Source organism: Kutzneria chonburiensis (genome assembly GCF_028622115.1).
Lineage (GTDB): Bacteria > Actinomycetota > Actinomycetes > Mycobacteriales > Pseudonocardiaceae > Kutzneria > Kutzneria chonburiensis.
Genome location: NZ_CP097263.1, coordinates 1,199,060 through 1,220,151 on the forward strand (window position 1 = coordinate 1,199,060; position 21,092 = coordinate 1,220,151).

Here is a 21,092-nt window from a genome sequence, read left to right on the forward strand (position 1 = left end):
GCCGCTCGGGGGAAGCCGGTGCGTACCGCTCCCATGCCGGCCGCTGACCTGGTAGCAAACAGAGCGTGGACTTCGAGACCGTGAGGGCCAAGCTCCGGGCGCATGGGCGGCCGGCGGCGTTTCGCGGCGGGGACCTGCTGTGCGTCGCCGGCGAGGAGAGCGACGAGGTGCTGCTGATCGAGACCGGCTCGGTGAAGGTGGTGCTGCCCGGTCAGAACGGCGTCGATTCGATACTCGGCTTCTACGGACCGGGTGCGGTGCTGGGCGAGATCGGCGTGCTGTCCGGGGCCAGTCGGTCGGCGACCATCGTGGCCCGCACGCCCGGCCGCGCCGTGCACGTGGAGGGACACCGGTTCCTGACGCTGGCCGAGGAAGACCCGGACGTGCTGCGGTTCGTCACGGATCTGTTGCGGCACAGGCTTTCGCTGGCCGATCGGCGTCAGGAGTACCGGGCCTCGCTCGACGTGCCGGCGCGCCTGGCCCGGCAGCTGCTCGACCTGGCTCGGGAACTGGGCGAGCCACTGGGCGACGGCTGGGTCGTGCGCGGCGTGACGCAGGCGGAGCTGGCCCAGCTGGTGACAGCGTCGCCGAAGTCGGTGGAGTACGGCCTGGCCCTGCTGCGCCAGGAAGGCGTGTTGATCACCGATCGCCGCTATTACCGGATCGTCGACGCCGATCTGCTGGAACGCAAGCTCGCCGACCCGGAGTGGCGGCCGGGTTAGGCTTCCACGCGGATGATCCGCAGCTGATCGGGAGTGTCGAATGCCGTACGTCGCCGATGGGGCGAGATACCAGGCCATGCCCTACCGCCGGGTGGGCCGCAGCGGGCTGAAACTGCCGGCCGTGTCGCTGGGACTGTGGCACAACTTCGGTGACGTGGACCGGATCGAGAACCAGCGGGCGATCCTGCGCCGGGCTTTCGACCTCGGCGTCACGCACTTCGACCTGGCCAACAACTACGGCCCGCCGCCCGGCTCGGCCGAGCAGAACTTCGGCCGGCTGTTCGCCGAGGACTTCAGGCCGTACCGGGACGAGATCCTGGTGTCCACCAAGGCCGGCTACCTGATGTGGGACGGCCCGTACGGCGAGTGGGGCTCCCGCAAGTACCTGGTGTCCAGCCTGGACGCGAGCCTGCGGCGCATGGGTCTGGACTATGTGGACATCTTCTACCACCACCGCCCCGACCCCGAGACACCCGTCGAAGAGACCATGGGCGCGCTGCATTCCCTTGTGCAGCAAGGAAAGGCGCTCTACGTCGGCGTGTCGAACTACTCGGCCGAGCAGACCCGCCAGGCCGCCGCCGTGTTGCGGGAGCTGGGCACGCCGCTGCTGATCCACCAGCCGTCGTACTCCATGGTGAACCGCTGGGTGGAGGACGGTCTGCTCGACGCCCTGGACGAGGCCGGCGCCGGCTCCATCGCGTTTTCCCCGCTGGCGCAGGGCTTGCTGACCGGCCGCTACCTCAACGGCATCCCCGAGGACTCGCGGGCCGCCGGTGACAGCCCCTTCCTCACCAGCGAAGGCGTTGCCGCGCAACTGGATCGGGTGCGGGCGTTGAACGAGGTCGCACAGGGCCGCGGCCAGACCTTGGCGCAGATGGCCATCGCGTGGGTGCTGCGCAACGTGACGTCCGCGTTGGTCGGGGCGAGCAGCGTCCGTCAGATCGAGGACAGCGTCGGCGCGGCCGCCAACCTCGACTTCAGCGCGGAGGAGCTGGCGCTGATCGAGAAGCTGCTGGCCTAACCAAACCCGCACCCCCGCGCACACCGCCCGTGTCACATGCGGACCGGACGTGCCGCATGGAGGCAAGTATGACGCGCATGTGACGTTTGCTTCCGCGATTTGGGTGGGTTTGGTGGGTGCGGTCACGCGTCGGCCCGGAGGGGTGTGTCGGGCTGTGAGTCGGACGCCCGCCCACCTCGTCCGGGTCGGCGGTGTCAAGTGTGATGCCCGTTCGACCGGCGAAGGGCATGCCGCTGATCAGCTCGTCCAGGGTCACGGTTGCCGAGCGTAGTGGCCGGCCAGCAGGAACAGCCCCTGTCGGCGCAATCGCGACGCCGGCGCGTTGACGGAGCTCAGTGCCCGGTCCACCGGCCGAACTCCGTCGATTCGCCGGGTGTACGAGCGTTGCTCGACATATTCGGCCCGACCGGCCTTGCCGGACAACGAACCCGGCCGCACGCGGAACGCGGCCAGGCTGTCGGCGGTGCCGTGGAAGTCGCCGTGGTCGAGCAGCCGCAGCCACAGGTCGAGGTCCATCGGGAAGCGCAGCCGCCCGTCGAAGCCGCCCACCGCGTCGAAGTGCTCCCGGCGGAACAGGACCGAGCCGGGCTCGCCGACCGGATTTCCGCCGTCGCGCACGATCCGGCGGGCCACCGCCGTCCGATCGTGCCGACCGATCAGTCCGCGCAGCCCCCGACCGGCCACCAGCCGCCGACCGGCGTCGTCCACGAAATCACGCCGGCAGGCGGTCAGGGACAGATCGGGCCGGCCGATTAGCGTCTGATGTTGTAACCGCAAACAATCAGGCCTGAGAAGATCGTCCGCGCACAGCAGTTTCACCAGCGGGGCCCGGCTGGAATGGACGGCCAGGTTCCAGTTCTCGGCCAGTGGGAGAACCTTCGGGTTCCGTATCACCCGTATGCGGTAATCGTCGAATGAATGTGCAACAACGTCGGTGCCGTCGGTCGACGCGTTGTCGACCACGAGCAGCTCGAAGTCGCCGAAATTCTGCGCCAACACACTGCGCATCGTCGCGCCCAGGAAGCGTTCCGCCTGGTAGGCGGGCACGCAGACGGACACGGCAGGCGTCGCGGCCCTCATCGCGCCCTCACATCCCGCGTATCGACTTCCCGGCTCAGACGTTACCTCCGATCGCCGGCATAAGTCACGTGAACAGGGTCACAGATGTCGTCCACCCTGGCTAATGGCCGGACGAGCTGGGGGTTCATTCCACGTTCACGCGTCCGATCCGGTTGTTACTTAACGTCACCTCTGGACGTCACGTTCACTCGTCAGCATTATTCGGAACGTGCCATGCGAAACCCGTTCGTCGAGGCAGGCAGCCGAGCTATGACGCGTACCGAACGCCCCACCGTGACCATCGTCGTCCCCGCCCGCAACGAGGCCCGCAACCTGGAACGGGTGCTGCCCGAGTTACCCGACGGGCACGAGGTCGTCCTGGTCGACGGGGACTCGGTCGATGACACCGTGGCCACCGCGCGCCGGCTGTTACCCGGCATCCGGGTGGTGCGGCAGACCCGCCGCGGCAAGGGCAACGCGCTGGCCTGCGGCTTCCTCGCGGCGACCGGCGACGTGATCGTCATGTTCGATGCCGACGGCTCGGCCGACCCGGCCGAGATCCCGGACTTCCTGACCGCACTGACCGCCGGCGCGGACTTCGCCAAGGGCACCCGCTACGGCGCGGCCGGCGGCAGCGAGGACATCACGCCGCTGCGCAACCTCGGCAACGCCGGCCTCAACGGCATGTCCAACGTGCTGTTCGGGACCCGGTTCTCCGACCTGTGCTACGGCTACAACGCCTTCTGGCGCGACATCGTGCCGGTGCTGGACCTGCCGGCCGTCGAGCGCGTCGCGCCGCGCGGCGGCCTGCTGTGGGGCGACGGCTTCGAGATCGAGACGGTGATCAGCTGCCGCGTGGTCGCGGCCGGCCTGAAGGTCACCGAGGTGCCCAGCGTCGAGCGCCGCCGCATCCACGGCGAGAGTAACCTGCGCACCTTCAGCGACGGCTTCCGTGTGCTCAAAACCCTTGTCGCGGAACGGAGACGGGCGACGCTGCTCGGACGGGCGCAAAGAGCCGGCATCACCACCCTGCGGCCGCACCTGCCGACGCCGCGGTTCGACCTGGCGGAAGACCGCGCATCGTGAGGATTACCGTCGTCATCTGTGCCTATACCGAACGGCGCTGGCCCGATCTGGTCGCGGCCGTGGAATCCGTTGCCGCGCAGACTGTTCCGGTCGACCAGGTGCTCCTGGTGATCGACCACAATCCCTCCTTGGCCGCCCGTGCGGCGGCCGAGATCGGCGGCGTTTCCGTGCTGGCCAACGAGAATCGCCGTGGGCTGTCCGGGGCGCGCAACACCGCGTTGGCCCACGCCACCGGCGACATTGTGGTTTTCCTCGACGACGACGCGTCGGCCGCTTCGCCTGACTGGCTCGATCTGCTGCTGGCGCCGTACTCGGATCCCTCGGTCGCGGCCGTCGGCGGTGCGGCGACACCGCTGTGGCCGGATGAACGGCCGGCGACTCTGCCGGCGGGCTCCGAACGCGGCGAGCTGGACTGGGTCGTGGGCTGCACCTATACCGGGCAACCGGTCCAGCTCGCCGAGGTCCGCAACCTCATGGGCTGCAACATGTCCTTTCGCCGCACGGTGTTCGCGGCCGTCGGCGGGTTCACCGAGGACATGGGCCGGGTCGGCACCGTGCCGGTCGGCTGCGAGGAGACCGAGCTGTGCATCCGGCTGCGGCAGCACGATCCGTCGGCGCGGATCGTGTTCGAGCCGCGGGCGCTGGTACGGCACCGGGTCAGCCCGGACCGGCTGAGCTGGTCGTATCTGCGGCGAAGGTCTTGGGGCGAAGGAATTTCCAAGGCGGCAGTGTCCCGGTTGGTCGGTGCCGGGGACGCGTTGTCGACCGAACGTGCTTACACCACGCGGATCATCCCGGCGGCGTTCTTCCGTGAGCTGCTGCGGCTGCACGTCGCCGGCGCGTTGGCCCTGGTCGTGTCGGTGTTGTTCGCCGCCGCGGGGTACGCGCGGGGCAAGTTGACGCGGGCCAACCGTGAACTGGGGCCGGTGTCGGTGGGGGAGTGGGATAGGTCCGCCGAAGATCCACCCCGATTCCCTTATCCGGCAAGGGTTCTGGTGCGCGACAGGCTGACCGTGCTGGGCGAGGTGACGGTGGCTGCCGGCGCCGAACCCGACGGGCTGTGGGATCGGCCGGCCACCGAGGACGAGCGTTTCGCGACGCCGTCGGTGACCGTGGTCGTGCCCAGTGCCGGACGGCCGGAGCTGGCGGCGCGGTGCGTCCGTTCGCTGCTGGCCACAGGGTATCCGCAGCTTGAGATCATCGTCGTCGACAACCGGCCGGAAGTGCCGGCGCTGCGCCGGCTGGCCGCGTCGGACGACCGGATTCGCTATGTGCCGGAACCGGTGCGTGGGCTCAGCAACGCCCGTAACCGGGGCGCGGCCGAGGCCTCCGGGGAGATCATCGCCTTTACCGATGACGACGCCGTCGTCGATCGGCTGTGGCTGGACCGATTGGTCGCCGAGTTCGCCGATCCGGCCGTCGACTGTGTCACCGGGTTGGTCCTGCCGTACGCGTTGGAGACCCCGGCACAGCAGTGGTTCGAGCAGTGGGGTGGCTTCGGCAAGGGCTTCCGCCGCACCAGGTTCGACGCCCGCGGCGCGTCCGGTTCGGACGATATCCGCACTGGGCCGCTCTATCCCTTCGCCGCCGGGCTTTTCGGCTCCGGCAACAGCATGGCCTGGCGGGCCATGTCCTACCGTGAGCTCGGCGGCTGCGATCCGCTGCTCGGCGCCGGCAGCTCGACCAAGTCCGGCGAGGACCTCGAGTTGTTCATCCGCTTGCTGCGCACCGGCGGTGTGCTGGTCTACACCCTCATGCCGTTGTGCGGCACGAACATCGCCGCGGTCTGGACGACCTCATCGGCCAGATGCGGGGCTACGGCACCGGTTTGCTGCCGTTGTTCGCCGTGTATGTGGGCCGTCGTCCCACCGAGCTGCTCGCCGTGGCTCGCCGCATGCCCGGCGGCATCCGGCACTTCCTGTCCGACGACTCGACGCGGAAGCGTGGCCGTGGCGAGGATTTCCCGCCCGAACTGTCCAAAGCGGAGCTTCGCGGCGTGATCATCGGGCCGTTCGCCTTGCTGCGCGGACTTGTTACCGCCCCTCGACGCCGGCTCGGATTGCCCGAGCCCTTGGCCACCGCGGCCGTGCGGGCGGCGGAGGAAAGGGTGCCGCTGAAGTTGTTGCGGGGTAGTCGATGACGCGGCGGCGAACGGCGTTGATCCTGTTGGCGGTGGCTGCCGCGAATGCGCTCGCGGTGTTGATCGGCGTGGGTGGACCTTGGCGGCTGGTGCTGACCGTCCTGTTCGCGCTGACGGTGCCGGGATGGGCAATCGTGGCGTATCTCCGGCCGGTGCGGCAGTCGTATGTGTGGACGGTGGCGGTGGCGGTGAGCCTGGCGCTGTCGATCCTGCTGAGCCAGGCGATGTTGTCGCTGCACTACTGGCATCCGGAAGCGGCGCTGCTGGTGTTTGCGCTGGTGTGCATGGTGCCGCTGGCGCATCACGTGGTGCGGGCGGCGCAGTGACGGCGACGGTATCCGACGGCCGCATGGTGCGTGACGGCATCGCGCTGTCGGTGGGGGCGGCGTTCACGTCGGTGGCGGGACTGGTCGGCTGGGTGATCTCGGCGAGGCTGGTGCCGACTGCGGAAGTGGGCCTGACAGCGGCATTCACCTCGGGCTTTCTGCTGGTGTCGGGCGTGACGCAGGTCAGCCTGGGCCCGGCGGTGCTGCGCTGGCTGCCGAGGGCGGGTGGTCGCAGCGGGACGTTGCTGCTGCGCACGTACGGCGTGGTGATGGCGGGGGCGGTGCTGGGGGCCTTGGTGTTCCTGGCTTTCCCGGCGGGGCGGCAAGCGGCGTCGGCGGTGCCGGGCTGGGGTGCGCCGCTGTTCGTGATCGTCACGTTGGCCTGGGCGGTGTTGCAGTTCCAGGACCCGGTGCTGACGGGCCTGGACCGCGCCGGCACGGTACTGGTGAAGAACCTGGGCTTCGGCGTCGGGCGCATTGCGGTGCTGGTGCTGGCGGCATCCCTTGGGGCGCTGGGGATTCTCCTGTCGTGGGCGATACCGACGATCCTTGCGGTGCTGGGGGCGACGGTCGTGGTCGTGATGGCGTCGAACCAGAGAGACCGAAAAACTTCCGGCGGTGTCCTGCCGAATCGGCCGGAGGTGGTGGGGCTGCTCGGGCCGACCTACCTCGCCTCGATCGGGCAGTCGCTGATGTACTACCTGGTCCCGCTGATCGTCACCGCCCGCTACGGCCCGGCGCCGGGAGCGGTGTTCTTCGTGGTCTGGACGGCCGTGAACGCGGTCGACGTGGCGGCCACCGGGTTCGTCAACTCGCTGGTGGTCCGCATCGCCGGCGAACCCGAGCGTGCCGGTGACCTGGTGCGTCTGGCCGGCAAACGCTTGGCGATGTTGTTCGGGCCGATGATCGTCGCGGGCGTGCTGCTGGCGCGGCCGTTGCTGAGTATCTTCGGCCCGGACTATGCCGAGCTGGGGAGCACGGCCCTGATGGTGGTGCTGATCGGCTTCGCGCCGCGGCTTCTCATTCTCGTAGTCATCGGCGTGTTCCAGGCCGACGGCAGTGGCGTGCCGGTCGCGGCCTTCCAGTTGGCCGGCGCGGCGGTGATGTTGCCGGTGGCCCTGCTGCTGCCGACCGACAGCTTGGTGCCGCTAGCACTCGGATTCCTTGCTGTGCAAGGTGTTGTGGCGGCCGTCGCGGCTGTGAGCCTGCGTCGACGACTGGAGATCGTGGCGTGACACTGTCGACAATGGAGCGTCCGGTCGAGACGGAAGGCACAAGGTCCACCCGGGACTGGTGGCCGTTCGCCCTGACCGCTGCGGCGATCCTGTGCTGGGTGCTGGGCTTCCGCGAGATCGACCCGACGAAGCTGGGCAGCCTGGGGATCCTGCCGGGCCTGTCGCCGGTGCTGCTCGCGGCGTATCCGCTGCTGGTGGCGGCGTTTGTGCTGGAGCTGACCGGCAGCCACCGGACGGCGGTGCTGACGGGGATCACGGTCATCGCGGTGTTCGCGGTGTACGGGCTGCAGCCGGCGGCGGAACCGGCGGCGCGGTTGCCGGTGGCGTGGCTGCACTCGGGCTTCGCGAACTACATCGCGGCGCACGGGGACGTGCTGCACAACTTCGACACGAGGTTCAGCTGGCCGGGATTCTTCGCGCTGCTGGCCTTTCTGACCGAAGCGAGCGGCATGCACGACACGTCGGTGCTGCTGAACTGGGCGCCGGTGCTGCTGTCGGGCGTGGCGGTGTTGGGCGTGCGGGCGATCGCGGTGGCGATCGTGGGACCAGGCAGGACGTCGTGGATCGCGGCGTGGATCTTCCTGGTGGCCAACTGGACCGAGCAGGATTACGCGTCGCCGCAAGGCACGACGTACATCCTGCTGCTGGCGGCGCTGGCGATCACCTTCCAACACCTGGTGGCACCGAGCCCGCTGGCCACCGGCCGAGCCGACATCAAACGGCCGCCGGCACCGAACAGCACGGCGGGGAGCGGCTCCAGGCCGAGGGACTGGTGGTGCTGCTGGCGATGGCGCTGGCCCCGACCCACCAGCTGACGCCGTACCTGTTGGGCGGCCTGCTGATCGTGCTCACCCTCTGGGGAAGGCTGTGGCCGCGCTGGCTGCCGGTGGTGGTGCTGGCGCTGGCGGTCGGCTGGTTCGTGTTGGCGGCGCGGGAGTTCTGGATCGGACAGCTGAGCGTGATCACGGGCGGCCTGGGTGACCTGAACTCCAGTGTGAGCCAAGGAATCGGCCAACGGTTCGTGGGAAACCCGGGCCGGCAGACGATTCTGCTCACCCGGATGGGGATCACCTGCGCGGTGGCGCTGCTGGCCGCTGCCGGAGTCCTGGTGTTACGGCGTCAAGGCAGCAAGTCGTTGGTGTTGCCGGCGCTCGCGCTGGCGTCGTTCGGCTTGGCGGTGTTGCAGCCGTACGGCGGCGAGATCTTCATCCGCTGCTACCTGTTCGCCCTGCCGTTCTTCGCCGTACTCGGCGGCATCGCCCTCAACGCCCTGACCACCCGCTTCTACGTAACGGCTATAGCGCTATCAATGACGATCCTGACCACAGTCATGGTCCGAGGCGGCAACGATGCGTACGTGGCGTTCACCAAGGCGGACACGGACATCGTGCAGAGGGCCTACGACCTGGCCAAGAACGGCCAGAGCATCGGCACGGTCGTGTCCTACGCGCCACTGGAGTGGCAACGGGTCGGCGACGTGCGCCAAGTGTCCGCAGAGGACAGTTGCACCGTCTTCCCGAACCCGGAATCCTGCGTCACCAAAGCGAACCTGGACTACCTCGTGATCAACCAGGCCCAGGACGCCTACGGGACTGTCTACTTCGGAGCGCCGAAGGGCTGGACGGCCCAGCTGGCCGACCAGCTGATCGCCGACGGCCGCTACGAGCGAGTAGCGCAGGAGAACGGCAGCCAGCTGTTGGCCCGCAAGGAAGGAAAGCGATGAACAGCCTGGCCCGGCGGCTGGTCCGCGAAGCCCGCATCGACCTGTGGGCGGCCACGATCGGCGTGCTGGTGAACACGGTCCTTGGCAGCAACGTGGTGCCCCGGCCGATCAGGTGGCTGGGCTACAGGGCGTTCGGCACGAAGATCGACACGCCGAACATCTTCCCCGGGGCCAAGCTGCTCGGCCCGATGCGGCACATCAGCATCGCGGCCGGCACGTTCGCCAACCGCGAGCTCTACCTCGAAGCGGTGGCCCCGATCGCGATCGGCCGCGACTGCCAGCTCGGTCCGCAGGTGATGATCGTGACCTCGCACCATGACCGGACCGCCGACGGAGTGTCCAAAGTGCCCCGTGCCCGGCCGGTGACGATCGGCGACCGGGCGTGGATCGGCGCGAGGGCGATGATCCTGCCCGGGGTGACGGTGGGCGACGACGTGGTGATCGGGGCCGGCAGCGTCGTGACGAGGGACTGCCTCGAACCCGGTGTCTACGTCGGCTCGCCGGCGAGGAAGGTCGGGCCGTGAGCGAGACGACCTTCGTCACCGTGGCCGCGGTGCTCGGGCCGGTGTGGCTGGCGGTGATCGTGGTGCGCACGGTGCTGGCCGAGAAGGCGGCGGTGCCCGGACTGCCGCTGCGGCGCACGCTGAGAATTCGGGCGCTCGACCACGCCGGCATCGTGCTCGGCACGCTGCTGTTCCTGGCCCTGATCGGCAGGATGATCGCCGCGCTGGCGTGACCCGTATGCTCAGGCCTCGTGGGAACGACCTGCGTGTGCGGCCACGCCGCCGCGGCGCACGAGCACTACCGGCCCGGCAGCGACTGCGCCCTGTGCGACTGCCCGCGCTTCCGTGACCCCGAGCAGCCGACCAGCTGGTGGGCTCGGCTCAGGAAGCTGCTCAGCCGCTGACTGCCGCCTCGGCCCGCCGGATGTCCCACGCCGCGCCGAATCCCCGGTACAGCTCGACGCATTCCGCCAGCACGCCGGACGCTTCCTCGCCCCGCCCGGAACGGGCCAGCACCACGGCCCGTTCCTCCAAGGTCTGGGCCAGCTCGAACACGCGCCCGACCGCCCGGTAGTGCGTCGCCACCGCCAGCAGAGCATCGGCGTCACGCTCGATCACGGCCCGACACCGTTGCGCCGCCGCGGCAGCACGAGCCGCAGTCGTCTCCCGATGCGCCTCCGCCTCACACGCCGCGACAGCCGCCCGTGCAGTAGCCATGTCGTCGTTGTCGATACACATCCGCACCAACTCAGGCAGCCATTGGTGCCGCAGCATCATGCCCTCATACCGCGAATCGAGAATGACGCCCAGCTCGGCAATGGCATCGCCCAACCGGTCCTCACGCGCGGCGGCCATCGCCTTGGCGGCGATCAGGAAGTCGTTGTTCTCCCGCTCCGCCTCGCTCACCACCGGCAGGTTCATCCCGACCGACAAATGCCGCTGCACCCGCGCCGCGTCGTCACGGTGCGCGGCGATCAACGCCCCACAACCGTGCAGCAACAACACCGGACCGCCTTCACGCAGCCCATATCCGGTGAAATCGGGGGAGTCGTCCAGCGCGGCGGCCAGATCGTGCTCGGCCTCGTCCCACTGCCCCAGCCAGTACCGGTGCACGGCCCCGGCGACGTGCAGCCCGGCCAGCGGCGCGCCGTGGCCGGCGATCTCGAAGGCCATCCGCAGGTCCTCGCCGGCCTCCTGGAGCCGGTCAAGGCACTGCAACGTGAACATGCGGTTGTCCAGCAGGACCAGCCGCAGGTCGGTGAGGCTGATGTCGGTGCCGACGATGTCCATGGCCCGGTTGAGGTACTCGACGCCACGCGCGTAGTCCCGCCGCACGGCCTCGACCTGCCACAGCACCTCGAGCGACTGCCCGACGGAGAAGGCGTCGCCGACCTCCTCGCCGACCTCGACGGCCCGCTGCGCGGTCCCGGCCGACAGCTCCAGCTCACCCGCACCGGCCCGCTGCACCAACGCCAGCAGCGACATCAGCCGCGCCCGCCACAGCTGCGGCAGCGACGGATCGGCCAGCGCCTCGTCCAGCATGGCCACGGCGCGCTCGGCCTGCGACGCCCGGTACGGCACGTACGCCAGCACCCAGCGCACCTCCGCCGCCAGGTGAGCATCCCGCAGGTGCGTCAGCGCCTTGCGTCCCCACTGCTCCGCCTCGGCGTCGCGCCCGATCCGGAACAGCACGCTGGTCAGGTGGGCCATCAGCGCCGCCCGCCGCGTCTCCGCCATGTGCACGGTCTCCAGCACGCGCTGGAGTAGCTCCACCACGACCAGCGGCGCACGGTGGTGCAGCACCGGCGCGGCGTCCTCCAGCCACTGCGCCGCCCACGGCCCCATGCCCGCCTCGGCGGCCAGCAGCTGCTCCGCGACGTGCTCCTCGGGCACGCCAGCGTCGGCCAGCGCCTGCGCCGCCTGGTAGTGCAGCGCTACGCGCAGCGCCGACGGCGTGCCCTCGTACAGCGACTGCCGGATCAGCGGATGCCGGAACGCCAGCCGCAGGCCGGCGTCACGCAGCACGCCCGCCGCGATGGCCTCCTCGAACGGCTGCACGAGCGCCGACACCGACTTGCCGACGACCACGGACAGGTCGACCACGCCGAACTCGCCGCCCAGCAGCGCCGCCCACCGCAGCACCTCACGCGTCGCGTCCGACAGGAAGCTGAGCCGGCCGGTGACGGCCTGCACCAGTGACGCCGGCACGCGTTCGAATGCCTCCGGCGCCACCTCCGCGGTGTCCGCGACGTCCACGATGCGCTCACGCACCAGGGCGTCGGCCATCTCCCGCAGGTACAGCGGGTTGCCGCCGGAGCGGCGGGCGATCTCACGCAGCCGCGGCCCCGGCGGCGCGCCGACCAGCGTGCCGACCATGCCGGCGACGGCGTCGATGGTCAGCGGCGCCAGCCGCAGCACGGTCCCGCCCAGGCTCTCCGTGTCGCGGCGCAGCTGGTCCACCTCGGGACGCTGGTGCCCCGGCCGCGTCACGCCGATCAGCAGCAGCGGCAGCTTGGCCGTGAGCAGGCACAGCCGGTGCCACACCTCGAGGCTGGACTCGTCGGCCCACTGCACGTCGTCCAGGCCCACGGCCAGCGGACCGTCCGCGCACAGCTCCTCGACCAGCGCCACCAACCGGTCGATGGTGCTGAAGATGCTGTTGCCGCCGCCGACGATCGACTGGTTGGCCTCGCTGTCACGCAGCGCGTGCGCCAGCGCCACGCGGCGCGGGTCGGTCGACTGCGGCGTCACGTCGAGACAGTCCAGCATGGCGCGCAGCGGGAAGCGCTGGCCGAGCGTGTCGGCCACCGCGTGCGACACGCTGCACCCGGCCCACGCGGCGTACGCGAGGCCGGCGGCGAGCAGCGCCGACTTGCCGATGCCGAGCTCGCCCTCGATCCACACGGTCTGCCCGTGCCCGGCGCTGACCTCGGTGACCGCCGCACGCAGCGCGTCCATCTCGGCGTCGCGTCCCACCAGTGTTGCCGTGGGCGGCGGGGTGGTGGGCGTCGGAACGCGTGGCGCGGCGGCTGGCACGGGAACGACGGACAGTTCCAACAGCAGACCCGGGTCGTTGGCGAGGATGCGTTCCTGTAGCTCCTGGAGCTGCGGACCGGGCTCGACGCCGAGCTCGTCGATCAGCACCTGTCTGGCCTCGCGGAACGCCGTCAGCGCCTCGGCCTGCCGCCCGCAGCGGTACAGCGCCAGCATGAGCAGCGACCGCGGCCGCTCACGGATCGGGTACTCGTGCACCAGCGCCGCGATGTCGGCCACGGCGGTCGTGTGCTGCCCGTTGGCCAGCGCCGCCTCCTGCCGCAGCTCACGCGCGACCACGCGCAGCTCGCCGAGCCGGTTGCGCTGCGACTGCGCGTACGGCCCCGTCACGCCCGAGAACGCTTCGCCCTGCCACAGGGACAGCGCCTCGTCGATGGACCGCAGCGCCCCAGGGCGTCGCCGCCGGCCAGTTGGCGCTCGGACTGCTCACGCAGCCGGTCGAACTCCACGACGTCCAGGTTGTGCGGCGCGAGCAGCAGTCGGTAGCCCGCGCCCTCCGACACCAGCAGCCCCGACGACTCGCGCCGGCCGCGGTCCGGCTCCAACGCCTTACGCAGCGAGGAGATGTACGTGTAGAGGCTGCCTTCCACGGTGGCGGGCGGGTTCTCGCCCCAGACGCCGTCGATGAGCTCCTCTCGGGAAACGACCGTGGACGTGCGCATGGCCAGCATGGCGATGACGGCCCGCGGCAGCGGGGAGCCCAGGGTGACGTCCCTCGACCCCACCCGCAGGCGCACCGGCCCGAGCAGCTTGGCCCGCAGCTCGGGTGTCGGTTGGCTCGTCATCAGGAATCACTCCGCCGGTCTGCTGGTCACGATCACCGCACAGTGTCACGTATCGGGCGTCGCCTGTGCCACAGCGGCCGGTCTGGAGACGGCGTCGAGAGCCTTTGGAGATCGACGGGCAACGCTGGCCGACGTGGGTGGATGTGGATTGTGCGTTGAGGCGGGCGGCCCGGCGGACGCGCCGGTCGGCGGCCGGCCGGACGGGCACGCTTTTCTGACCGCGCGTACGACGCTCGGCGATGTCGTGGGCTTCTCCACCGGCTGCTTCGAGCCGCCGGAGTTCACGGTCGCGGCGCTGGCCTGCCAGGCCCACGGCGGCAACGCCGTGGAGATCGCCTGCGGCGAGTCGCCCCGCCTTGACGCCCTGGTGCACGCCCGTGACCAGCTCAGACTGCACGGCCTGCGGCCCTCCCTGCACGCCATCGGCTCGCTCGACCGCCTCGTCCACCTCGACATGCCGGTCGTCGTGCCGGCCGACCTGGCCTTCGGCACGGCGACCCGGGCCGTGCTGCTGCGCAACACCTGCGACCCCGACCTGCTGGACAAGGCGCTGGCCGCGCACCCGGCCGCCTCCTTCTGCCTGGACGCCTCCCTGGCCCACGCGATGGGCGGCTTCACCGAGGTCAAGGCGTTCGCCTCGCGGCACGCCGACCGGCTGGCCCAGGTCAACATCGGCGGCGTCGACACCGACACCGAGCCGGTCGACCTGGTCCGGGCCTGTTTCGACGCGGGCGGCCGGGCCGTCCCGGTGATCGTGGAACGGTCCGGCTCGGTCTGGTCGGAGGACCTGTCCGGCGAGGTGGAGCGGCTGCGGGCGCTGGCCCGCCGCTTCCTCACGCCGTACCGGTGACCCTGCTGGCGCGCAGTACATAGGTGTCGAGCGGCAGCGCGATGGTCGCGGTGAGCTCGAAGCCGGCACCGGCCAGCAGTGCGCGGTAGTGCGACTCCGTGCGCTCACGGCCGCCCACGTTGCACAGCATGTGCACGTCCCACGCGACCGCGAGCGACTCGACGTCGCCGTCCGGCAGCAGGCGCTCGATCACCAGCAGCTCGGCGTGCGCGGGCATGGCCTCGGCCAGCGTGGCCAGGATGCCGCGGCACTGCTCGTCGTCCCAGTCGTGCAGCACGCGTGACAGCAGGTAGACGTCGCCGTGGCCCGGCACGCTCTCCGTGAAGTCACCGGCGACGAGGCGGCACCGGTCGGCCACGGCCGCCAGCGTCGTCTCGGCGGAGGCCAGGGCGTGCGGGCGCTCGACCAGCGTGCCGCGCGCGGCCGGGTTGGCGGCGAGCACGCGGGACAGCAGCTCGCCGTTGCCGCCGGCGACGTCCACGACCTCACGAGCGTCGCTCAGGTCGACCACGCGCACCAGGTCGGCGAACACGGCGTTGCTGGCCGCCATGGACTGGTGGAACAGCTCGGCCAGCACGGGGTCGGCGGCCATGTGCTTGAAGTGGTGGGCGCCGAAGACCTTGGCGTACGACTCCTCGCCCGTGCGGACGGCGTCGGTGAGTGCCCCGAACGACTGGTAGAACGGCCCGCCGTACATCAGGGCCAGTGGCCGCAGCGAGCCCTCCACGTCCGAGCGCAGCAGCGCGCCCATGTCCGTGAGCAGGTAGTGCTCGCCGTGCGCGCGGACCAGGCCGAGCGTGGCGAGGTAGCGCAGCAGGCGGCCGAGGGCGTCGCGGTCGGCGCCGGTCTCGGCGGCCAGCGCCTGAAGGCCCGAGATGGTCATCAGGTGGTCCGGCAGCCGCAGCGCCGCGGCGGCGGCGATGGCCTGCGTGGCCCACGCCCCGGTCATCAGCCCCAGCAGCCGCGTGCCGGCGGCGGACTCACGCTGGTGCGCGGCCAGCACCTGCGGGAACCGGCCGGCGCTGATCAGCTCCAGTCGGCGGTACGCCGGCACGGCGTGCTGGGCGTCCCGGAAGTACAGGATGGTGCTGTCTTCGTGCTCGTTGTAGCCGCCGCCGTCGGGCAGCATCCGGGTGGAGACGGCCGTGCGCAGTCCGCTGAGCAGCACGGGATCGGCGTGCGGCACGGCCAGCGCGAAGTGGTTCTCCCGTCCGTGCAGGCGCTCGTCGGCGGCGATGTGGTCGAACTCCTCCGGCGTGGCCATGGCGAAGATCTCCAGCTCGCACCGGGCGCCGTGGCGATCGGTCAGCCGGGCCCGCAGGATGCCGACGGCCAGGTTCTCCACCGGCACGCCGTAGCGGGCGCTGAGCCGGTCGCGCACGACCACGCTCGGCGTCATCGCGCCGACCCGCACGCCCAGGTGTGTCAGCTCCTCACGCAGTCCGTCGAATGTCCGCGGGAAGATCAGCACCGCGGCGTGCGTGAAGCGGGTGTAGCGGGTCAGCGCGGTCCGCTCGGCCGTGCCCAGCGACGGCATCGCCGCGGCCAGCACGGAATCGGTGTCGCCGGCGCCGATCAGCGCGGCCGCCGAGGTCAGGCGGTCGAGGTCCTCCGGGGCGAGCGCGGGGGCGATCGTCGCGGTCATGTGCAACTCCAACTGGTCAGATACCGACGTAGTTCTCAGCGAAGAAGTCCTGGTGGGAGCGGGAGTCGCGGAGGCTGTCCAGCCGGGCGCGGCGCAGCACCCGCTGGAAGCCGGCATCGGGCCCGTTCGACGGCCCGTGCAGCAGCGTGATCATCCAGTGCGAGAACTCCTGTGCGCGCCAGATGCGCGGCAGGCAGGTGCTCGAGTACGCCTCCAGTCCGCGCTCGTCGCCGGTGGCCACGGCATCGGTCAGGGCTTTGGCCAGCACCTCGGCCTGCATGATCGCCAGGTTCGCGCCCTTGGCCGCGGACGGGCTGATCAGGCTGGCGGCGTCGCCGGCCAGGAACATCCGGCCGTGCCGCATCGGGTCCACGACGTCGGAGCGCAGCCGCACGACCCGGCGCTCCACGATCGGGCCCTGCCGCAGCGGGCCGAAGCGGTCGACCCGCATCCGGGTGTTGAGCTCGGCCCAGACGCGCTCGTCGGGCCAGGCCGCCGGGCTGTCGTCGGGGGAGACCTGGAGGTAGTAGCGGGTGATCTCCGGGCTGCGGGCCATGTGGCCGGCGAAACCGTTGTCGTGCATGGCGTACGTGACGGCCGACATGCTCGGCGGGGCCTGCGCCAGCACGGCCAGCCAGGCGATGCCGTGGTCACGGGCGTGGCGGACGGCCGAGGCGGGCATGGCCGCGCGGGTGACGCCGTTGCTGCCGTCGCAGCCGATCAGGAACCGGCCTTTCGACTGGCCGTCAAGGTGACGGACAGTGGCCGTCTTCGGGTCCACCCCGGTGACGGTGACGTCGAAGCGCAGCCGGCCGCCGCGGTCGAGGTACTCGGCGATGAGGTCGGTGACGAGGTCCTGCTGCGGGTAGACGGTGTGCACCTCGCCGCGGCCGAGCGCGGCGTAGTTCAGCTCGAACTGCCCGTCGGAGTCCCGAAAAGCGCACTTGTAGTGCCACTGCCCGCGTTGCCGAAGGCCGGCGTCGAGGCCGTGCTCGGCGAGCACGCGGGCGCTGTTGGCGCCGAGAAAGCCTGCCCTGGCCCGGGTCTGTACCCGCTCACGGCTGCCGCGTTCCAGGATGAGCGTGTCGATTCCGTTGGCCCGCAACAGATTGCCCAGCACGAGGCCGGCCGGTCCGGCACCGACGATGAGCACGGTCGCCTGATCGGCCATGATCGTCCTTTGTCTGCAGGGGAACGACACGGCCGTCACGGACCGTGTTTGATCTGACAACTATCGGTGACCCTTGATGATCTTTTCGGGGCGAGACTTAACAGCGCCGCCGCGCGGCCCGTCCAGCCGCACCACTCCTTGGCGCGGAGTTGATCACCTGACCGAGCTACGTCCGGCGCGTTGTGGATCAGTGCCCTGTGAGGTGCATACGGTATACAGTAGCCATCCCGGTGTGAGTGAACGGAGGCGCGCGTCCCCATGTACACAGTCACCAACCCCGCGACCGGCGAGCTGGTCGAGCAGATCGAGAACGCGACGGACGAGCAGGTCGATGCCGCGATCGGGCGGGTGCACAACGCCTTCGCGGCCTGGCGCCGTCGCTCGGCCACGGACCGGGCGAAGATCGTCCTGCGGGCCGCCGAGCTGTTCGCCGAGCGTGCGGACGAGCTGGCCGAGATCATGACCCTGGAGATGGGCAAGCGGATCAACGAGGGCCGCGGCGAGGTCGGCGTGGTCGTCGACATCTTCACCTACTACGGGCAGCACGGCCCCGACCTGGTCGCCGACCAGCCGATGACCGTGCGCGGCGGCGAGGCCGTCATCCAGAAGACGCCGCTGGGCGCGCTGCTGGGCGTGATGCCGTGGAACTTCCCGTGCTACCAGGTGGCTCGGTTCGTCGCGCCCAACCTGGTGCTGGGCAACACGATCCTGCTCAAGCACGCGTCGATCTGCCCGCGCTCGGCGCTGGCCATCGAGCAGATCCTGCACGACGCCGGCGTGCCGGAGGACGTGTACGTCAACACCTTCGCCGCCAGCCGCCAGGTGCCGGCGATCCTGGCCGATCCACGCATCCAGGGCGTCTCGCTGACCGGCTCCGAGGCCGCCGGCATCTCCGTCGCCGCCGAGGCCGGCCGCAACCTGAAGAAGGCCGTGCTGGAGCTCGGCGGCTCCGACCCGTTGATCGTGCTGGACACCGCCGACATGGACGAGACGGTGGCCCGGACGGCGACCGCCCGGATGCGCAACTGCGGCCAGTCGTGCAACGCGCCCAAGCGGATGATCGTGCTGGCCGACATCTACGACGAGTTCGTCGAGAAGCTCACGCGGCGGGTTGCCGACTTCTTCAAGCCCGGCGATCCCAGGGACCCCGACACCAAGCTGCCGCCGCTGGCCTCGACGGCCGCCCGGGACGAGGTCGCGGCCCAGGTCGCGCAGGCCATCGAGCAGGGCGCGACGCTGCGGGCCGGCGGGCACGTCGTCGACGGGCCCGGCGCGTACCTCGAGGCGACGGTGCTGACCGACGTCACGCCGGAGATGAACGCCTACTACGAGGAGATCTTCGGGCCGGTGGTGCTGGTGTTCAAGGCGGAGACCGAGGAGCAGGCGATCGAGATCGCCAACGACTCGCCGTTCGGGCTCGGGGCCAGCGTGTGGGGCACCGATCCGGCGCGGCTGCGCCGGGTCGCCGAGCAGATCGAGTCCGGCATGGTCTACCTGAACAGCGCCGGCGGGTCGCAGGCCGACCTGCCCTTCGGCGGCATCAAGCGATCCGGCATGGGCCGTGAGCTCGGACCGGCCGGCATCGAGGAATTTATGAACCAGAAGTCCATCCGCCTTTAGACCGTTCGGGTAAGTCGGGGCGGACTTTCGCTCCGGAACACATCCGCTGAGGCGATTCCTGCGTGTGTCAAGACATCCGAAAGAGGGAGGGTGTCATGACAGCCGCTACGGAGCGTCGCAGCTTCGACAGCCGTCGGGTGTTCCGGTTGCACGCCATGTTCCGCCGCGAAGTCGGCCGCGGCGCCGGCCTGGTCCGGGCCGTCGCGGCCGGCGACCGCGCGCACGCGCTGGTCGTCGCCGAGCGGGTTCGGCTGGTCGACAACGCCGTGTACCGGCACAACTGCGCCGAGGACGCCGTGCTGTGGCCGAAGCTGGTGAGCGACAAGCCCAGCGAGGCCGACATCATGGTCGACGTCATGCACCGCCAGCACCGGGCCCTGGACGCCATGTCCCTCGGCGTGCAGGCCGCCATCCTGGCGTGGGAGGACGAGCCCGGCGAGGACCGCCGCGAGATGCTGGCCGACGCACTCGACCGCATCGGCGATGCCCTCGGCGAGCACATCTGCGCCACCGAGCTGTTCCTCGTGCCGCTGTTGGAGCGCTTCCTGTGCGCCGGCGACTGGCGCGACGTGATCCGCCGCGGCATCGCCGACTGCGACCCGGAGACTTCGGCGGCCCTGGCCGGCCTGATCCGCCTGGCCTGAGGGCCCGCGCCGGTCTCCCCCTCTCCGGCGCGTCAGATTCTGGCCGGTCGGGTCACCACCCCCACCCGACCGGCCAGTCCGGTGTCAGCCCGGTCCGCTCTCAGCTCAGGGCGCCGTTGTAGTCCGGCAGCTTGAACGTGCGCTCGGCGTGGCCGCCGTCCAGGTCCGTCGTGTTGTTGCCGATGTTGGCGACGATCGTGTAGCCCTGGGCCTCGATCGCCGCCCGCGCCTTGGTCTTGTTGACCTGCACCGGGTCGAAGTTGAACAGCGGCCGCATGGACAGCCCGTCCACCGGATAGCCGACGCCGGTCAGGTTGCTCTGGGTGAGCGAGCGGATGAACTCGGTGCGGTCGGTGACGAAGAAGACCGCGGCGCCGTCGGCCTTGGCCAGCTTGGCCAACGCCAGCACGGGCGGGGTCGCCGGAGTGGTCAGCGACGGGTGGTAGTAGCTCTCCAGCGACGTGTTGTCGATGTCCAACACGATGGCGTTCTTGCCGGGGCTCGACAGTCGCTGCTCGAGATAGCTGGTCGCCTGGTCGGTCACGGTGGTGACGTCGGTGATCCAGGTGGCCTCGCTGGGCGCGGCGGCGGGGGCGGCCTCAGCCGTGCCCGCGCCCAGGAGCAGCAGCCCGGCGGTCAGGCCGGCGGCGGCGAAACGAAGGGTGATCGTCATGCCCGGCAGTCCAGCAGCTGCCGACCGCCGCCACGAGTGCCGAATAGGTGAAATTTCTTCATATAGAGGGTGTGGGCTGCGTCGATACAGTCGATGGCGCACCGGGTCTGTGGGCAGCGGACAACAGGGCGCCGGGCATCGGTGAGCGGCGGACAGCGTCAGCAGTGGCCCGGGCGGGCGGCAGTCAGCAAGGGCATGGCCAGGCTGGGCCGGGCCTGATCCTGGGTGAGCAGGCCGCCGGGCGGGATGGGGTTCTGGCGGGCCCACGCGGTGAGCTGGCTGAGCGCCAGGCGCGCGGACGGGCTCACGATCAGGCCGTTGAAGTTGGTGCCGACGGAGAAGTCGACGGTGGCGTCGGTCCGCTTGTCCCGCATGAGCTGCGCGCACGGCACGAGCAGGCTCAGTGTCCTGGCGGCGGCCGCGCCTTGCGGACCGAAGCGGATCTGGCCGACGCAGTTCATGTTGCCCAGCGGATAGGCCGGGTCGTCGGCGGCGTCGGCGGCCAGCGGGAAGCCGAGGTCGGCCAGCTGCAAGGACATCAGCCGGGCGGCGCCGCGCAACGAGCTGCCGTTGAAGACGCGAACGGCCATCCGGTCGGGCGGGGACGGCGCGACGGCGTCGAGATCGTGGTAGCCGACGGGGGACAGCCCGGCGGCCGCCGGCGTGCAGCCGACGGACTGGTCGATCGTGGGCACGGTGAGGAAAACCCGCACCCACACCACCATCGAGGTGATCAGCAGCAGGCTCAGCAGCACCAGCGAACGAGTCCGCCGCCAGCGTTTCGACCGCACGTCACCACCCCTGCCCCGAACCCGGTCCGTGCGCCGCCGAATAG

The 21,092-nt window shown here is 70.5% G+C and carries 21 protein-coding genes; 14 read left to right on the forward strand and 7 right to left on the reverse strand.

The window, feature by feature from the left end; translation table 11 throughout:
• Positions 1–65: 65 nt before the first annotated feature.
• Positions 66–722: a Crp/Fnr family transcriptional regulator gene (locus tag M3Q35_RS05710; protein ID WP_273940570.1), complete on the forward strand. Its 657-nt coding sequence runs from the start codon at positions 66–68 to the stop codon at positions 720–722.
• A gap of 40 nt (positions 723–762) precedes the next feature.
• Positions 763–1,743: an L-glyceraldehyde 3-phosphate reductase gene (gene mgrA / locus M3Q35_RS05715; protein ID WP_273940572.1), complete on the forward strand. Its 981-nt coding sequence runs from the start codon at positions 763–765 to the stop codon at positions 1,741–1,743.
• A gap of 252 nt (positions 1,744–1,995) precedes the next feature.
• Here mgrA and M3Q35_RS05720 read toward each other — a convergent pair whose 3' ends face one another.
• On the reverse strand, positions 1,996–2,823 hold the full coding sequence (locus tag M3Q35_RS05720) for a glycosyltransferase family 2 protein (RefSeq protein WP_273940573.1): 828 nt from the start codon (positions 2,821–2,823) through the stop codon (positions 1,996–1,998).
• 249 nt (positions 2,824–3,072) lie between these two features.
• Between M3Q35_RS05720 and M3Q35_RS05725 the strand changes: the two genes are divergently transcribed.
• From M3Q35_RS05725 to M3Q35_RS05765, 9 genes are all read left to right on the forward strand, one after another.
• Complete coding sequence (locus M3Q35_RS05725; protein ID WP_273940574.1) at positions 3,073–3,888, forward strand: glycosyltransferase family 2 protein; 816 nt, start codon at positions 3,073–3,075, stop codon at positions 3,886–3,888.
• A complete protein-coding gene (locus M3Q35_RS05730; RefSeq protein WP_273940575.1) occupies positions 3,885–5,888 on the forward strand; it encodes a glycosyltransferase family 2 protein in 2,004 nt (667 codons plus the stop codon). Before M3Q35_RS05725 ends, M3Q35_RS05730 begins: the two co-directional genes overlap by 4 nt.
• A gap of 136 nt (positions 5,889–6,024) precedes the next feature.
• Positions 6,025–6,354 carry a hypothetical protein gene (locus tag M3Q35_RS05735; RefSeq protein WP_273940577.1) on the forward strand — a complete coding sequence of 110 codons (330 nt, stop codon included), beginning with the start codon at positions 6,025–6,027 and terminating at the stop codon, positions 6,352–6,354.
• A gap of 23 nt (positions 6,355–6,377) precedes the next feature.
• Entirely contained in the window at positions 6,378–7,589 is a 1,212-nt protein-coding gene (locus tag M3Q35_RS05740) for a lipopolysaccharide biosynthesis protein (protein WP_273940578.1), read from the forward strand.
• An 11-nt stretch (positions 7,590–7,600) separates the two neighbouring features.
• Positions 7,601–8,404: a hypothetical protein gene (locus tag M3Q35_RS05745; RefSeq protein WP_273940579.1), complete on the forward strand. Its 804-nt coding sequence runs from the start codon at positions 7,601–7,603 to the stop codon at positions 8,402–8,404.
• Positions 8,365–9,312, forward strand: coding sequence for a hypothetical protein (locus tag M3Q35_RS05750; protein ID WP_273940580.1), 948 nt, complete (start codon positions 8,365–8,367; stop codon positions 9,310–9,312). The genes M3Q35_RS05745 and M3Q35_RS05750 overlap by 40 nt, the downstream gene beginning before the upstream one ends.
• On the forward strand, positions 9,309–9,836 hold the full coding sequence (locus M3Q35_RS05755) for an acyltransferase (protein WP_273940582.1): 528 nt from the start codon (positions 9,309–9,311) through the stop codon (positions 9,834–9,836). Before M3Q35_RS05750 ends, M3Q35_RS05755 begins: the two co-directional genes overlap by 4 nt.
• Positions 9,833–10,048, forward strand: coding sequence for a hypothetical protein (locus M3Q35_RS05760; protein WP_273940584.1), 216 nt, complete (start codon positions 9,833–9,835; stop codon positions 10,046–10,048). Before M3Q35_RS05755 ends, M3Q35_RS05760 begins: the two co-directional genes overlap by 4 nt.
• 18 nt (positions 10,049–10,066) lie before the next feature.
• Positions 10,067–10,219: a hypothetical protein gene (locus M3Q35_RS05765; RefSeq protein WP_273940586.1), complete on the forward strand. Its 153-nt coding sequence runs from the start codon at positions 10,067–10,069 to the stop codon at positions 10,217–10,219.
• Here M3Q35_RS05765 and M3Q35_RS05770 read toward each other — a convergent pair.
• Both M3Q35_RS05770 and M3Q35_RS05775 read right to left on the reverse strand, forming a co-directional pair.
• Positions 10,209–13,253: an ATP-binding protein gene (locus M3Q35_RS05770; RefSeq protein ID WP_337960627.1), complete on the reverse strand. Its 3,045-nt coding sequence runs from the start codon at positions 13,251–13,253 to the stop codon at positions 10,209–10,211. The two genes, M3Q35_RS05765 and M3Q35_RS05770, sit on opposite strands and share 11 nt — an antisense overlap.
• Positions 13,196–13,654, reverse strand: coding sequence for an AfsR/SARP family transcriptional regulator (locus M3Q35_RS05775; protein WP_273940587.1), 459 nt, complete (start codon positions 13,652–13,654; stop codon positions 13,196–13,198). Before M3Q35_RS05775 ends, M3Q35_RS05770 begins: the two co-directional genes overlap by 58 nt.
• A gap of 148 nt (positions 13,655–13,802) precedes the next feature.
• Between M3Q35_RS05775 and M3Q35_RS05780 the strand changes: the two genes are divergently transcribed.
• The gene (locus tag M3Q35_RS05780) at positions 13,803–14,504 is read left to right on the forward strand and encodes a hypothetical protein (RefSeq protein WP_273940588.1); all 702 of its coding nucleotides are present in this window, start codon (positions 13,803–13,805) and stop codon (positions 14,502–14,504) included.
• Here M3Q35_RS05780 and M3Q35_RS05785 read toward each other — a convergent pair.
• Complete coding sequence (locus tag M3Q35_RS05785; RefSeq protein WP_273940590.1) at positions 14,488–16,149, reverse strand: methyltransferase; 1,662 nt, start codon at positions 16,147–16,149, stop codon at positions 14,488–14,490. The two genes, M3Q35_RS05780 and M3Q35_RS05785, sit on opposite strands and share 17 nt — an antisense overlap.
• 16 nt (positions 16,150–16,165) lie before the next feature.
• Positions 16,166–17,320, reverse strand: coding sequence for a 4-hydroxybenzoate 3-monooxygenase (locus tag M3Q35_RS05790; protein WP_273940591.1), 1,155 nt, complete (start codon positions 17,318–17,320; stop codon positions 16,166–16,168).
• 258 nt (positions 17,321–17,578) lie between these two features.
• Between M3Q35_RS05790 and M3Q35_RS05795 the strand changes: the two genes are divergently transcribed.
• Both M3Q35_RS05795 and M3Q35_RS05800 read left to right on the forward strand, forming a co-directional pair.
• Complete coding sequence (locus tag M3Q35_RS05795; RefSeq protein ID WP_273940592.1) at positions 17,579–18,940, forward strand: NAD-dependent succinate-semialdehyde dehydrogenase; 1,362 nt, start codon at positions 17,579–17,581, stop codon at positions 18,938–18,940.
• A 95-nt stretch (positions 18,941–19,035) separates the two neighbouring features.
• On the forward strand, positions 19,036–19,584 hold the full coding sequence (locus tag M3Q35_RS05800; RefSeq protein WP_273940593.1) for a hemerythrin domain-containing protein: 549 nt from the start codon (positions 19,036–19,038) through the stop codon (positions 19,582–19,584).
• 100 nt (positions 19,585–19,684) lie between these two features.
• Here M3Q35_RS05800 and M3Q35_RS05805 read toward each other — a convergent pair whose 3' ends face one another.
• Both M3Q35_RS05805 and cei read right to left on the reverse strand, forming a co-directional pair.
• The gene (locus M3Q35_RS05805; RefSeq protein WP_273940595.1) at positions 19,685–20,257 is read right to left on the reverse strand and encodes an HAD family acid phosphatase; all 573 of its coding nucleotides are present in this window, start codon (positions 20,255–20,257) and stop codon (positions 19,685–19,687) included.
• A gap of 158 nt (positions 20,258–20,415) precedes the next feature.
• A complete protein-coding gene (gene cei / locus M3Q35_RS05810) occupies positions 20,416–21,048 on the reverse strand; it encodes an envelope integrity protein Cei (RefSeq protein WP_273940597.1) in 633 nt (210 codons plus the stop codon).
• Positions 21,049–21,092 lie beyond the last annotated feature (44 nt).

Bases quoted from the DNA above. Each gene is read 5' to 3' on its own strand.
- M3Q35_RS05805 (WP_273940595.1), bottom strand. From the start codon at position 20,257: ATGACGATCACCCTTCGTTTCGCCGCCGCCGGCCTGACCGCCGGGCTG.
- M3Q35_RS05725 (WP_273940574.1), top strand. From the start codon at position 3,073: ATGACGCGTACCGAACGCCCCACCGTGACCATCGTCGTCCCCGCCCGC.
- M3Q35_RS05755 (WP_273940582.1), top strand. From the start codon at position 9,309: ATGAACAGCCTGGCCCGGCGGCTGGTCCGCGAAGCCCGCATCGACCTG.
- M3Q35_RS05740 (WP_273940578.1), top strand. From the start codon at position 6,378: ATGGTGCGTGACGGCATCGCGCTGTCGGTGGGGGCGGCGTTCACGTCG.
- M3Q35_RS05720 (WP_273940573.1), bottom strand. From the start codon at position 2,823: ATGAGGGCCGCGACGCCTGCCGTGTCCGTCTGCGTGCCCGCCTACCAG.
- M3Q35_RS05795 (WP_273940592.1), top strand. From the start codon at position 17,579: ATGTACACAGTCACCAACCCCGCGACCGGCGAGCTGGTCGAGCAGATC.
- M3Q35_RS05790 (WP_273940591.1), bottom strand. From the start codon at position 17,320: ATGGCCGATCAGGCGACCGTGCTCATCGTCGGTGCCGGACCGGCCGGC.
- M3Q35_RS05800 (WP_273940593.1), top strand. From the start codon at position 19,036: ATGACAGCCGCTACGGAGCGTCGCAGCTTCGACAGCCGTCGGGTGTTC.
- M3Q35_RS05785 (WP_273940590.1), bottom strand. From the start codon at position 16,149: ATGACCGCGACGATCGCCCCCGCGCTCGCCCCGGAGGACCTCGACCGC.
- M3Q35_RS05745 (WP_273940579.1), top strand. From the start codon at position 7,601: ATGGAGCGTCCGGTCGAGACGGAAGGCACAAGGTCCACCCGGGACTGG.
- M3Q35_RS05735 (WP_273940577.1), top strand. From the start codon at position 6,025: ATGACGCGGCGGCGAACGGCGTTGATCCTGTTGGCGGTGGCTGCCGCG.
- mgrA (WP_273940572.1), top strand. From the start codon at position 763: ATGCCGTACGTCGCCGATGGGGCGAGATACCAGGCCATGCCCTACCGC.
- M3Q35_RS05775 (WP_273940587.1), bottom strand. From the start codon at position 13,654: ATGACGAGCCAACCGACACCCGAGCTGCGGGCCAAGCTGCTCGGGCCG.